General features: G+C 39.4%; 13 protein-coding genes. 3 read left to right on the top strand and 10 right to left on the bottom strand.

Annotated elements, in window-relative coordinates; all coding sequences use genetic code 11:
* Window positions 1-10 precede the first annotated feature (10 nt).
* From ACO05G_RS17270 to ACO05G_RS17260, 3 genes are all read right to left on the bottom strand, one after another.
* Window positions 11-1,108 (bottom strand): hypothetical protein, encoded by a 1,098-nt coding sequence (locus ACO05G_RS17270; protein WP_421763865.1) that lies wholly within the window; start codon window positions 1,106-1,108, stop codon window positions 11-13.
* 144 nt (window positions 1,109-1,252) lie between these two features.
* Window positions 1,253-1,672 (bottom strand): hypothetical protein, encoded by a 420-nt coding sequence (locus tag ACO05G_RS17265; protein ID WP_421763864.1) that lies wholly within the window; start codon window positions 1,670-1,672, stop codon window positions 1,253-1,255.
* 5 nt (window positions 1,673-1,677) lie between these two features.
* Window positions 1,678-2,292, bottom strand: coding sequence for a porin family protein (locus ACO05G_RS17260; protein WP_421763863.1), 615 nt, complete (start codon window positions 2,290-2,292; stop codon window positions 1,678-1,680).
* A gap of 42 nt (window positions 2,293-2,334) precedes the next feature.
* Between ACO05G_RS17260 and ACO05G_RS17255 the strand changes: the two genes are divergently transcribed.
* Entirely contained in the window at window positions 2,335-3,315 is a 981-nt protein-coding gene (locus tag ACO05G_RS17255; protein ID WP_421763862.1) for a gliding motility lipoprotein GldB, read from the top strand.
* Between the two features lie 92 nt (window positions 3,316-3,407).
* Here the strand turns inward: ACO05G_RS17255 and ACO05G_RS17250 are convergent, their stop codons facing one another.
* The gene (locus ACO05G_RS17250) at window positions 3,408-4,610 is read right to left on the bottom strand and encodes a glycosyltransferase family 4 protein (RefSeq protein WP_421763861.1); all 1,203 of its coding nucleotides are present in this window, start codon (window positions 4,608-4,610) and stop codon (window positions 3,408-3,410) included.
* 110 nt (window positions 4,611-4,720) lie between these two features.
* Between ACO05G_RS17250 and ACO05G_RS17245 the strand changes: the two genes are divergently transcribed.
* Entirely contained in the window at window positions 4,721-5,263 is a 543-nt protein-coding gene (locus tag ACO05G_RS17245) for a hypothetical protein (RefSeq protein WP_421763860.1), read from the top strand.
* Here ACO05G_RS17245 and nth read toward each other — a convergent pair.
* From nth to ACO05G_RS17230, 3 genes are read right to left on the bottom strand one after another with little or no spacing between them, the layout of a single operon-like run.
* Window positions 5,260-5,901: an endonuclease III gene (gene nth / locus ACO05G_RS17240; protein WP_421763859.1), complete on the bottom strand. Its 642-nt coding sequence runs from the start codon at window positions 5,899-5,901 to the stop codon at window positions 5,260-5,262. The genes ACO05G_RS17245 and nth overlap by 4 nt on opposite strands.
* A 9-nt stretch (window positions 5,902-5,910) precedes the next feature.
* Window positions 5,911-6,138 carry a hypothetical protein gene (locus ACO05G_RS17235; protein ID WP_348283148.1) on the bottom strand — a complete coding sequence of 76 codons (228 nt, stop codon included), beginning with the start codon at window positions 6,136-6,138 and terminating at the stop codon, window positions 5,911-5,913.
* Window positions 6,113-6,712 (bottom strand): RNA polymerase sigma factor, encoded by a 600-nt coding sequence (locus ACO05G_RS17230; protein ID WP_348283147.1) that lies wholly within the window; start codon window positions 6,710-6,712, stop codon window positions 6,113-6,115. The genes ACO05G_RS17235 and ACO05G_RS17230 overlap by 26 nt, the downstream gene beginning before the upstream one ends.
* A gap of 179 nt (window positions 6,713-6,891) precedes the next feature.
* Between ACO05G_RS17230 and uvrA the strand changes: the two genes are divergently transcribed.
* Window positions 6,892-9,684 carry an excinuclease ABC subunit UvrA gene (uvrA, locus tag ACO05G_RS17225; protein ID WP_421763858.1) on the top strand — a complete coding sequence of 931 codons (2,793 nt, stop codon included), beginning with the start codon at window positions 6,892-6,894 and terminating at the stop codon, window positions 9,682-9,684.
* 4 nt (window positions 9,685-9,688) lie between these two features.
* Here the strand turns inward: uvrA and ACO05G_RS17220 are convergent, their stop codons facing one another.
* The 3 genes from ACO05G_RS17220 to ACO05G_RS17210 form a co-directional block, all read right to left on the bottom strand.
* The gene (locus ACO05G_RS17220; protein WP_421763857.1) at window positions 9,689-10,090 is read right to left on the bottom strand and encodes a hypothetical protein; all 402 of its coding nucleotides are present in this window, start codon (window positions 10,088-10,090) and stop codon (window positions 9,689-9,691) included.
* A gap of 116 nt (window positions 10,091-10,206) precedes the next feature.
* Window positions 10,207-10,896 (bottom strand): ATP-binding cassette domain-containing protein, encoded by a 690-nt coding sequence (locus tag ACO05G_RS17215; RefSeq protein WP_421763856.1) that lies wholly within the window; start codon window positions 10,894-10,896, stop codon window positions 10,207-10,209.
* The gene (locus ACO05G_RS17210) at window positions 10,893-12,281 is read right to left on the bottom strand and encodes a DUF5687 family protein (RefSeq protein WP_421763855.1); all 1,389 of its coding nucleotides are present in this window, start codon (window positions 12,279-12,281) and stop codon (window positions 10,893-10,895) included. The genes ACO05G_RS17215 and ACO05G_RS17210 overlap by 4 nt, the downstream gene beginning before the upstream one ends.
* Window positions 12,282-12,344 lie beyond the last annotated feature (63 nt).

Here is a 12,344-nt window from a genome sequence, read left to right as displayed (position 1 = left end):
GAGTGCCCTATTAATTACCTTCAGCTTCAATGTCGGCATTCGTATCTGTGCCTTCTTGTATAATCTCAGGAAGCCTTAATACTTGTATCACTGGAAGTGGTGATCCTGTTGAGCTGTAGGGAATAGTTCCACCGGTCACCCCAATGTCATTACCATCATTTCCTGCTCCTATTGCAGGCGATCCTGTATCAGGGCTTGGGTCATAAGTAAAGTCCCAATCCTCAACAATTGGAACATTAACTAAAACCGGATCAACACCTTCCTGATTGGCCGAAGCTGTGTTACCATTACCGGTTGGCAGGGAATTGGTACTTGCTCCAAAAGTAATGTTGTTGTTAAACGTACAGTTTGTAACATCGCCCGCAGTTGCATCTGTTATGGGTTGTGATCCCAGGAAGATATTATTTGAGATAGTGCTTGTTTGTACATCATTAAAGGCAAATACATCGGCCACTCCATCTCCTAAGAATAAATTGTTTTTTATGATGGCATCTGTAACGCTAACAGATCCATAACCCCCACTAGATGTGGTCGATGATGCCATAATGATATTGTTGGTAATAACTACTGATGTGCTACTGACATACGTATCTCTTAAATTGATAGCATGGGTCGTGCTTGTAAGGTTAAGTCCTATGATACAATTTCTTATTATTATACTACTCACTGTCGTCTGGCCACAACAAAAACTTCCTTCTATTTGATCAATCCGGGCATTTTCAATGAAAATGTTCCCCAGAGAACCAGTTCCGCTTGTACCAATATTTAAACTGGTAATATTTATTCCAGACAACCTCGTTCCGAAGGTTCCTAAATCGATTGTAACTGTATTAACCGATGTTACACTCGGCTGCTCTTTGTTCGGATTGTACCCGATACCAAAGAAAGTCAGGCTATCTTTCGTAACTGTAAAGTTTGGATAGGTAAACTGGCTGGGTATCACATGTATAATATCGCCAGGGCTGGCTGCAGCGATTGCATCAGTCACATTTGCAAAAATGTGTGCCCCTGTTGGAGCTGTTGGCCGATTGTCAGCAATCCAAATGTTTTGTGCTTGCAAATTGAAAATTAGTACAAGAGCGCAGGAGAGCGTAAGTAGAGATTTCATAAGCGTGAGTGGATGTGTTAGTTTATCAAGATAAAAATAAAAAATGACAGACCCTCATCAATCGCCATGATTTCGATGGATATCGAATATTCTTAGGTTATTGATTTGCAAATACTTAGATAAGTAATCTTGGAAGCAGAAGACTTAAAATTCTATTTCAACTGAAGAAATATTCCACTCTTTGAATATTCTCCAGGCTTTTATCTTCATTACACCTTTCTCATCATTATTATAGCTAAACTCACCAGTCGTCTTTCCCCAAAAACTGAAGATCTGTCCGGTTTTTAGCGAATGGTTCTGAGATTTAAATCCTGTTGAAAATCTGTTATCAAGGTATTTTTCAAACCTACCAGGCTCAATCTGGCTTTTTATTCCATCCTCAATAACCAACAAGTTTTGAACCCCTAGTTCTTCTAGTTTTATCAGATCAGGTCCGGCTTCATCATTCCAAAGTGCCTCTGAAACTTCTACGGATATTTGGTGAATGTCTTTTTCAGACCTATTTGCCACTCCTATAAAAAAAAGAATCAGGAGGACTAGAGTGATCTTTTGATACCTTTTCATCCGGTTTAAAACTTCACTCCTAAATCAATAGAGAAAACTGTGTTTCTAATTTGTAAATCTTCGAACCCTGTAGCTGCCTCATTTACTGCATTGATTAGTCCTCGCTGATAAGAGAAGCCGCCAAAAATAGTCGTGTTAATACCTGCTCGGTATTCAACCCCTGCCCCTAGTATCACCGGTACATCAATCGGGTTGAACTTTTCCACAGTCACATAAGATGGGTCTTCCGGCTCATCAAACACCTTTATTTCCAAACCGGTACCAATCTGAATAAAAGGCTTAAGGTCTGGAGCTATTTCATTGGTAAAGAGTTTCAAAGTAGCTGGTATTTGTAAATACTGGAGTTTGTACTCTTCTTCAATTGTATTATCCGCTGACCTAAAAGCTGCACGCTTCGGTAAGTAAACCAGTCCTGTACTCAAATAATAAGTATCAGAGAATGATTGATCGGCAATAAGACCGATGGAAAACTTCATTTGTGATCCGTCATTTTCAATGGTTTGAGCATCGTTTTTAGCTCTATTAGCCGACACTACAGGTGCCAACTTCAGACCTAACTTCACTTGAGCCATTGAACTAAAGGAAACTATTATTAAGAGTAAGAAAAGAAACTTCTTCATGTGTCGTTGATACTTCTAAATTTGTGGTCAAAAATAGATAGTATGCGTGTAGTACTCCTAATGATTTGTATTGTTTTCTTAGCTTCATGCGCAAACCAACAATGCAGAGAATCTGTAGAACCTGAAACAGTCGTTTTAAGGGTCGAAAGGCTTGAACAACAGCTTTTCCAGAGCGAGTCAGTTGCTGAGGTGGAAGACTTTCTAAAAATCCATCCGGATTTTGCTCAGTTTTTTCTTCACTCGGACCAATATCCAGCAGATTCGATCCTGGCTAACAGAATGTTCGGTTTGATACAAAACCCATCGATTGACACGCTTTATCAGGAGTCGTTGGATGCATTCAAAAACTTTGATGAAGTAGTCGAAACGCTTGAGTCTGGTTTAGGTCGACTAAAAGCTTATTATCCCCAAGCCCCATCTCCATTCGTGCAGACATGTGTTACCGGACTATACAATGACTTATTCATTTCAAATGAACACATAATGATTGGAATGGACTTTTTTATTGGACCAAATGCTACTTACAAGCCTCAGCAAATCCCTAACTACATACTGGAGCGATATACAACAGAACACTTGGCTGCCAGCATTTTACAATTTATATCCAGTCAGTATATCTCCACAAGCAGGGGTGATGCGATGCTCAATGAAATGATTGATTACGGAAAGTCGTACTACTTGCTTAGTAAAATTCTTCCATGTACGGAAGAACATATATTAATTGGATATTCGGAAGAAGAATGGGTTGATATCTTTAAAAATGACGCGATCATTTGGGCCAACTTTGTAGAAAATGAGCTGCTTTACGAAACCAATCATACGATCAAACAAAAATTTCTCGGTGAAAGACCAAATGTCTATGAGATTGGTGATAAATGTCCAGGAAGGATAGGAAGATGGTTGGGATGGGAAATTGTAAAGGCGTATGCTGAGCGATCAGGAGCTACGGTTCAGCAAATCATGAGTGAATCAGATGCAAACAAAATTTTCAATCAATCAGGATATAAGCCTTCAGCGAACTAACCTTTCGAAGAATATATCAAAAGGTTAAAGAAGATTTTCCTTCTACCAAATGACATAAAAAATGAGCTAGATCTAGCGCTGTAGTGAGGCAATCAAGCAGTCAAAATATAGACCTCAGAGTCAGTCACCTCAAACTTGTATTCGTTATTCAAGATCTTTAGAAGCTTGGTTATTTGCTTGTCTTTATCATAATAAAGCTCTGCAAGCTTTCGTCCATTACGTTGATACTTGGCCAGCAGTTCAGGAGATGCTAAGAATACCTTGAGTTTTCTCACAAAGGCAGTTGTTGAGTATGGATTATGATAAAACCCACATTTGTTTTTAGTAATTACGTTTCTTATCCACCCTTCAAAATTGATAATCGTCAATTTCCCTGCAGCCAGCGAGTCAAAAAATTTGTTCGGGCTTCCTGTACTTAAAACTTTCACGTCTTTAAAGGAAACATAAACCGCATCGCTCTTTGCCAGTAAGTTTTTCACACATTGCTTACTGCTATGTGGATAGAACGTCACATTTTTTAATCGCCTAGCCAACGACCTTAACCGTTTCAATTCGGACCCATAGCCGATTATATTAAACTGTACCGGCAGTTGAGCTTCTCTGGACTGACGAGCTGCATCCAGGAAGTATTCCAAATGGTTTGCTTTACCGAGCGCACCGCAGTAGGTAATCTGAAATTGATTCTTTTCACTAAAATCTCCTACACTATACTCCGCCTCAAAAAAAGAACAATCAGCCATGTTGGGAATCACGTAGACTTTCGTGTTTGGGCTCACCCGTTCAATGTAATTGCGAATTGCCGGTGATAAAGCAATTACCTTCTCTGCCTCAAAATAGAATTTTTTCTCTAAGCCATAAAGCCATTTTTTAACCCATTTGTTTCTAATAGCCCCGATTTGGATTGGAGCCTCAGGCCACAAATCTCCTACCTCAAAATAGTAAGATAGGTTAAGCTGCTTTTTTAAATAGGTAGCAATAAATCCGGTCGTCAATGGAGTAGTCATGACATAAGCAAGGTCTTGCCGAGAAAGCCCCATAGCTTCCTTTTTAGCAAGTCTTACAAACTTCCAAAATGCCCATATTCGTTTAAGAAAGGTAAAACTATTGTCATACGGAACAGGTAAATAATGCACCTTAATCCCATCTATTTTTTTTACCTCATATGGCGAATTATGCGCTGTGATCATTGTCACCTCATGACCAGCTTCTACTAACCCCTTGGCCAGGTAGTACGATCGTATGGATCCTCCCTCTTCAGGAGTTTTAAAATATTGGTGTACGTAGAGAATTTTCACTGAACCTTAAAGATGCTCTCTAAGTCATAAATTCCAAATTCTATTTCGAGGAATATTAGGTTTCAATCGTTAATCTTTATTTTCACGACACTTAACTGAATTTAATAACAATGAGAAAAATCTATTTATTAATTATTACAGCATTTATTTCAATAGCCGCCTACTCTCAAACAGAAGTAGGTACTTGGCAGTTCGAAGTAGGTACATCTGCGTTTGGTGAAAATACCATTAAACATGGTACCAGTACAGGATTTAACCTATTTTCAACAGACGGAACCACCATTTTCTCCATCGGTGCAGAAGGTGGATATTTCTTTCAAGATAATACAGCGATTAAATTCGGACTTGGATATACGGACCTTGATTTTACCAACTTCCTTACTTATAAACTTGGTTTTAAGCATTATGCAGGCGGGAACGTACCTATTCAAATTGATTTAACAGGAGCCACTAACGAAGATCAGGACACCTTTGGTGGAGGAACAATTGACACTCCTGACCCTCTCTGGTTAGGCTTTCAAGTCGGATATGCAGCTTTTTTTAGTGATAATGTTGCTTTCGAGCCGACAATCAGGTACAATGCCAGTTTGAATAAAGACTTTACTGATGAAGGGATTCTTGAATTGAAATTCAACTTTGTAATCTTCTTTTAGAAATACTTCTCAAAGTATTTACAAAAGTGCGTGATCTCACATTTTTCACACTTGGGTGACCTGGCTAAGCATACATATCGCCCATGAAGAATTAACCAGTGATGAGCTCGTGAGATATATTCTTCAGGAATATGTCTCACCAGTTGCTTCTCTACCTCCAGAGGGGTTTTGGCCGTTTGAGTCACAAGCCCTAAGCGCTTTGAAACACGAAACACATGCGTATCAACAGCCATTGCCGGTTGATTGTATAAAACAGACACAATCACATTAGCAGTCTTCCGACCTACACCCTGTAGTGAGGTCAACTCCTTGATAGTATTAGGAATTTCTGAATTATACTCCTCCACTAACCGCCTACTTAATGCCAGTAAGTGTTTGGTCTTGTTGTTAGGATAAGACACACTTCTGATATAAGGAAACAATTCATCAAAGTGACTAGCCGACATATGTTCAGGAGTTGGAAAATCCCTGAACAAAGCAGGTGTAACTTTATTGATCCTTGCATCAGTGCATTGTGCGCTCAGCACAACAGCAACAAGTAGCTCAAACGGATTAGAATACTGTAGTTCAGTTTCCGGTTGTGGGTAAGACTCTGAAAAGTACTTAACGAACGCTTCGAATTGCTCCTTTTTCGTCATTGCCTAAAATTAGGCAGACTGAAGGTTTTTAGAAGCATAAAGAATTCTAGAAACAACATCATTCGGAGCTTTAACTGTTAAAGCTTCCAAAGCAGACTTTGCTTCTTGCAATTCATCCAATTTTGTTCGGAGTTCCATGTCAGCACTCAGCGATTCTCTAATCTCTAATCGCTCGTCCTCATTTAGCTCGTCGTAAAGAAATCTTACTAAATCATTTTCTGTAAAGGTTTTTGTCATACGCGTTTTGGGTTTGCTCAAATTTCTTTCTCAAGTTTATCAAAGCATACCTCATCCTTCCAAGCGCCGTATTGATGCTGACATCAGTAGCATCCGCAATTTCCTGAAAACTCATTTTCATGTAGTGCCGCATAACTAGCACCTCACGCTGAGAGTCAGGTAAATCCTTGATAAATGCTTTTAGAAGGTTATAGGTATCTTGTTTGATGTGTTCTTCTTCAATAGACGACTCTGAGAAATCAAGCGTATTAAACACGCTGCTTCCATCCTCCATCACGATCATCGGATAGCGTTTCGCTTTTCTAAAGTGGTCTATGGACAGGTTATGAGCGATTCTTAGAATCCATGGAAGAAATTTTCCTTCCTCGTTATACCTGCCGGATTTGATGGTACGTATTGCCTTGATAAAAACCTCTTGCATGAGATCCTCGGCAGTATACCTGTCTTTAACGATTAAATAAATGGTGGTAAACACCCTGTCCTTATGACGATTGAGGAGTTCCTCAAATGCCTCTTCGTTTCCTCCAATGTAGAGGGATAGCAATTCGCTATCGTTCAAACTTGTCTTATTCATGTAATTCACCTGTTTGTTAACGTAGAGGTCTATATCATATTGTAGGGTTTAGTGTTTGAAATTGATTTTGTGGCAAGAATATAAAAATTAAACAATTCGGAAAAGTAAGCACCTTATTTTTGCGCTTCTTTGAAACCGAATTCCCTGGTTAGTGTTTCTTAGACAAGCACACCCCTAAAATGGTTGGAAAAATCGACAAATTAGATCCTAAAGAATACATCATCATTAAAGGTGCACGGGTGAATAACCTCAAAAACCTTGATGTGGCAATACCTCGTGACCAGCTAGTGGTTATAACCGGTCTGTCCGGCTCTGGTAAATCTTCACTCGCTTTTGACACCCTTTTTGCGGAAGGTCAACGGAAGTATGTAGAAAGCTTAAGCTCATATGCTCGTCAATTTCTGGGTCGAATGGAAAAGCCGGAAGTCGATTATATAAAAGGAGTAGCTCCAGCAATTGCTATAGAGCAAAAAGTATCTTCTCGAAATCCCAGATCTACGGTTGGAACGACAACAGAGATTTACGACTACCTCAAATTGCTTTTTGCCCGAATTGGGAGAACCATTTCGCCAGTCTCGGGAAAAGAAGTAAAAAAAGATACGGTAACTGATGTGGTCAATTATATCCTCTCACATGATGAGGGGGTTAAGTTGATGATTACAACACCTTTGAAGCTCAAAGAAAAACGCACGTTAACCAAAGAGTTTCAAATACTAATGAGCAAAGGCTATAACCGAGTGCTCATTGAAAACGAAGTGGCTTATATCCAGGATGTTTTAGATACCAAAAAAGAGCCGAAAGGGAATGTTGAAATCCTGATCGACAGAGCGGTAGTCCAAAATGATGAAGCCACTCAATTTAGACTTGCAGATTCTGTACAAACGGCATTTTTTGAAGGTGAGGGTGATTGTTACATTACCATCGTTGGTAAAGGAAAAAAATCATTTTCTGATCGATTTGAACTAGACAGTATCGTCTTTGAAGAGCCATCTGTTAATTTTTTCAGCTTCAATAATCCTTATGGAGCATGCAGAAAATGTGAAGGATTTGGACGAGTCTTGGGTATTGACCCGGATCTGGTAATTCCGGATCGAAACTTATCGGTCTATGAGGGAGCGATCGCACCGTGGAAAGGTGAAACCATGAAAAAATGGGCAGAGCCTATATTAAGAGATGGAATACGATTTGATTTCCCTATCCATCGTCCAATCGCAGAATTAACACAAAAAGAATACGACCTCCTTTGGACAGGTAACGAATATTTCGAAGGGCTGAATGCCTTCTTTTCGCACCTAGAATCTAAGCTTCACAAGATTCAATATCGAGTGATGCTCTCTCGCTATCGAGGTAAAACTACGTGTCCCGATTGCCGAGGTACTAAGCTGAGAAAGGATGCCAGCTATGTGAAAATTGTTGATCATTCTATTACTGACCTAGTATTAAAGCCGGTAAAAAAATTGAAACCATTCTTCGATTCAATTAAGCTGGGCAAACATGATGAAAAAGTCGCAAAACGAATCCTGGAAGAAATCAAGAACCGCCTTTCTTATCTCGATCAGGTAGGACTTGGATACCTCACGCTCAACCGCTTAACCAGTACGCTTTCCGGAGGCGAGTTCCAACGAATAAAGCTTGCCACTTCATTAGGCAGTGCGTTGGTCGGATCGATGTATATCCTCGATGAGCCAAGTATTGGATTGCATCCGAGAGACACAGACCGTTTGATTGAAGTCCTAAAAACACTGCGCGACGTAGGAAACACGGTGATTGTAGTTGAGCATGAAGAGAAAGTGATGGAAGCAGCTGATCAAATCATTGATATTGGCCCTGATGCAGGTGTATTTGGAGGGGAGCTCGTATTTCAGGGGAAGACTTCTGACATGAATGGGGAGACAAACTCCTACACTTCTAAATACTTACAGGGCAAAGAAACCATTCCGGTTCCTGAAAGAAGAAGACCCTGGAGAAGTTCGGTAATGATTGAGGGTGCAAGAGAGAATAACCTGAAAAATATAGATGTAGAAGTTCCGCTTGGAGTTCTTACTGTTGTCACGGGTGTAAGTGGATCAGGAAAATCAACCTTGGTTAGAAAAATCATCCATCCTGCAATTGGAAAGCAGCTCGGACTCATTGGTGAAGCCTCAGGAAAGTTTACAAACCTCACCGGTAATTATAAAAAAATCACACAAGTTGAGTTTGTTGATCAAAACCCGATTGGAAAAAGTTCACGATCCAATCCTGTAACGTATGTAAAAGCCTATGATGCGATTCGACAGCTTTTTTCTGATCAGCCTCTTTCAAAAACGAATAATTTTAAGCCTGCCCATTTCTCATTTAATGTAGACGGGGGCCGATGCGAAGTTTGCGAGGGTGAGGGAACAGTAAAAATTGAAATGCAATTCATGGCTGATCTCCACCTTACCTGTGAAAACTGCGGGGGCAAGCGCTTTAAAAAGGAAATCCTTGAAGTCAAATACAATGACAAAAACATTTCAGAAGTACTAGATCTATCTGTTCAAGAGGCGATTGAGTTTTTTGAGGGTAACAACGCAATTACAAATAAACTTCAACCACTTTTCGATGTAGGACTTGGATATGTAAAGCTAGGGCAGGGGTCAAACTCGCTCAGTGGAGGAGAAGCGCAGCGTGTGAAGCTGGCATCATTCCTTTCGAAAGGGAGCAAAGTGAATAACACAGACCACATCTTATTCATTTTTGATGAGCCAACCACCGGACTTCATTTTCATGACATTAAGAAGCTATTAGAGGCCATAAATGCCTTAGTAGATGGGGGCAATTCAGTAGTTATCATAGAACACAATACTGAGGTAATCAAAAATGCCGACTGGATCATAGATCTAGGTCCTGAGGGTGGCGAAGAAGGGGGTACTGTTTGCTTTGCTGGACTTCCGGAAGATATGGTAAAACTGAAGGACAACTACACTGCGCAATATCTGAAAGACAAACTGTAAAGGTTTACTCTACGATATACTTTCTCATGCGATGATTGATACTTCCTACATTTGGTGTATCGTTAGGGTTGCTTTCTATAATTCCCGATAAAAAGCCAATGGCCTTTTCTTCGAACCCAAGAGATTTAGCCACTCGCTCACAAAACTTAATTTCACTGAGAAGCACCTTGCCATCAATTTTCATAAGCTTTACCGCATAAATGAGAATGTCCACTTTATCATCAAAACTAAGGTCCTTAACCAATTCACCTGTTTTGTCCGCACTCTTGAGCATTTCCTTCAGCTCGGTCATAGACATTCCTTCTAAGTCAGCTAAGTGACGAATAAACTCCTTTTCAGTACTATCAAATTCCCCGTCCGCCTGTGCTATTCCAACAAGGGCTCTGAATTTTACAACATCCTTCATGCATCAAATAGGTTTAATCACCAAGATGATAAGAAAGTATTGAATACCATCGATATCTAAGTTACAAATGGATGAGAGTGAAGCTTATATCGATGAATAACACAATAATTATTTATTTAGTTGTCAAAATAGGCGCCTAGCTTCAACATATTCTCCTCGTTGACCTCCACATCGTATTTGATTTTGCCTGCCTCAATCAGAATCACTCGATCACAAGACTCTGCAATGTTTTGAAGGTTGTGACTGGAAACAATTACACATCTACCGGCATCTTTTTGTGACCGAATAAGCTTTCTGAGTTTTGCTTGAGAGGTGGGATCTAAATGAGCAAATGGCTCATCCATAATCATGTATTTTGGATCACCTGCCAGCAGTGAAAGCACACCTATTCTCACTTTCGTACCAGTGGACAGGTCTCGAATATACTTTTTGTTTTCATCAATGTCTTTATTAGAAAACTCTGAATAGTTTGAAAGAAGTTCTTCCACACCAAATTGGGAATTTTTCATTTTTAAGATAAAAGAAAGGTACTCTTTAGGTTTCAAAAACTCAATCAAGAAGGATTCATCAATGAATGCGTTGAGGTGATTTTGCCAATCAGCAGAAATGTTGACATGTACGTTCTCAACGGAGACAAATCCTGTATCCGGCTTAAGCAGATCCAGTACCGACTTAAAAAAAGTAGTTTTACCGGCACCATTGTTTCCCACTATCCCCACACATTCCCCAGGGTGAATTTCAAGCGCCTCAATATTAAGCGCAGCAATTCCATTAAATGATTTTCTCAGGTTTTGAATTTTGATCATGCTTTAAAGCTTTGTGATAAGTGATACTTTCTTAAGTGATATTTTTTTGCAATTAGATTGGTTAAAGGCTTAAATAATAGCAGTCCAACTAAGCCTGTTATACCGAGCAAGTAAATCGCATTTTGTCCCATGATCGCCTGACCTAACCCGTAAATAAACAGCGGCAGCAAGGTCACCAGAAAGCTGCTTACAAAAATTGGCCCTGTCATCATGCCATTGTAATTCATAAATGAGTTTTCTGTTAAAACTATTTTGGTGCTATTCAATGTAGACCGGTAAAGAACTAAAGGAATGGTAACCCCAACATTGTAGAGAAATAGCATTAATAAACTTGACCAGCTCAAGCCGTTGATAATCGCTGGAACGGAGGCCAGGATTAAACCAATTACACAAGTACCAACATAAAACAAGTATCTGGTTTTGATAAAAACAATCGGTGAAATATTGGTAATCAGAAAATCGAAATAACTACCCTCCCAGCCTAATGAATACACGCCATGTTGGATGATAAAAAAACCAGTAGTAATAAAAAAAATGAGAGTCCCAATCATCCAATCTGTCTCTCCATCAATGAGGAAAGGCAGGAATAAGACACTAATTAATCCAAGCAACAGATTACTTCTTGTTCGCTTGTTTCGAACGAGTAAAGCCCATTCCAATTGAAAAACCGGGTTTTTAAAACTCAAGACGGGTAATGATTCCAAAATCCCCGTCTTTCTATTTGTCTCATTTACCTCACGTCTTTCAATGGAACTTTTAACCATTAAATAGGCAATCATAGCTCCAGCGAAGAGCAAGCCTCCGGCAAATATGGGATTCATTAATTTCTGAGCGATTTGAAGCGAAGGAATAAACCACTTAATTAATATAGTGAGCAACAAAAAAAGTAGAATAGTGACTTTTATCCTTGAATGAGTAAACTGAGAGATGAGCCCAATAAAGTGATTGGCCAACCACCAAATAAATACGGAAATCATCACCTGAGTGCCTAACCAATCATTTGCTTTTGAAGCTATTGTTAATGTAGAGATCAACAGAATAAAGGGTATAATTCCAAACAGGGATGTGATTAAATATTGACTGGCAATTTGCTTCGAGGCATTGCTCCAAAGTACGTAGTATTTCAGTTTTGGAAGTGGCCTGCGAAAAACCAGCCTAATTCCTAAATCCAAAAACAGGTAAATCATTAAAAATAAATGATAGTTAGTGCCCCCCAGGGAGAAGAACTGGCTTGTAGATTCAGCATAGAAATCCAGCTGATCGTAAGTAAAGGAGAGTGAGCTCCCAAATAAAATAGCTAAAACAAAAAAAGCAAACACCTCACCATCAAATGACGGGCTCCTAACAATTGATTGATAATGATGTCTGAGATAGAAAAAATTCATTCAGAATGGCTTTTAGAGTGATAATGCTTCACCGTTAGTATCATTGCACTCTTAAAACTTACA

The organism is Ekhidna sp. (genome assembly GCF_965227465.1).
GTDB lineage: Bacteria > Bacteroidota > Bacteroidia > Cytophagales > Cyclobacteriaceae > Ekhidna.
This window is presented reverse-complemented; position numbering and strand designations above follow the sequence as displayed.

Coding starts and splice junctions, on each gene's coding strand:
- ACO05G_RS17270 (WP_421763865.1), bottom strand. CDS start 1,108: ATGAAATCTCTACTTACGCTCTCCTGCGCTCTTGTACTAATTTTCAAT.
- ACO05G_RS17265 (WP_421763864.1), bottom strand. CDS start 1,672: ATGAAAAGGTATCAAAAGATCACTCTAGTCCTCCTGATTCTTTTTTTT.
- ACO05G_RS17260 (WP_421763863.1), bottom strand. CDS start 2,292: ATGAAGAAGTTTCTTTTCTTACTCTTAATAATAGTTTCCTTTAGTTCA.
- ACO05G_RS17255 (WP_421763862.1), top strand. CDS start 2,335: ATGCGTGTAGTACTCCTAATGATTTGTATTGTTTTCTTAGCTTCATGC.
- ACO05G_RS17245 (WP_421763860.1), top strand. CDS start 4,721: ATGAGAAAAATCTATTTATTAATTATTACAGCATTTATTTCAATAGCC.
- nth (WP_421763859.1), bottom strand. CDS start 5,901: ATGACGAAAAAGGAGCAATTCGAAGCGTTCGTTAAGTACTTTTCAGAG.
- ACO05G_RS17235 (WP_348283148.1), bottom strand. CDS start 6,138: ATGACAAAAACCTTTACAGAAAATGATTTAGTAAGATTTCTTTACGAC.
- ACO05G_RS17230 (WP_348283147.1), bottom strand. CDS start 6,712: ATGAATAAGACAAGTTTGAACGATAGCGAATTGCTATCCCTCTACATT.
- uvrA (WP_421763858.1), top strand. CDS start 6,892: ATGGTTGGAAAAATCGACAAATTAGATCCTAAAGAATACATCATCATT.
- ACO05G_RS17220 (WP_421763857.1), bottom strand. CDS start 10,090: ATGAAGGATGTTGTAAAATTCAGAGCCCTTGTTGGAATAGCACAGGCG.
- ACO05G_RS17215 (WP_421763856.1), bottom strand. CDS start 10,896: ATGATCAAAATTCAAAACCTGAGAAAATCATTTAATGGAATTGCTGCG.
- ACO05G_RS17210 (WP_421763855.1), bottom strand. CDS start 12,281: ATGAATTTTTTCTATCTCAGACATCATTATCAATCAATTGTTAGGAGC.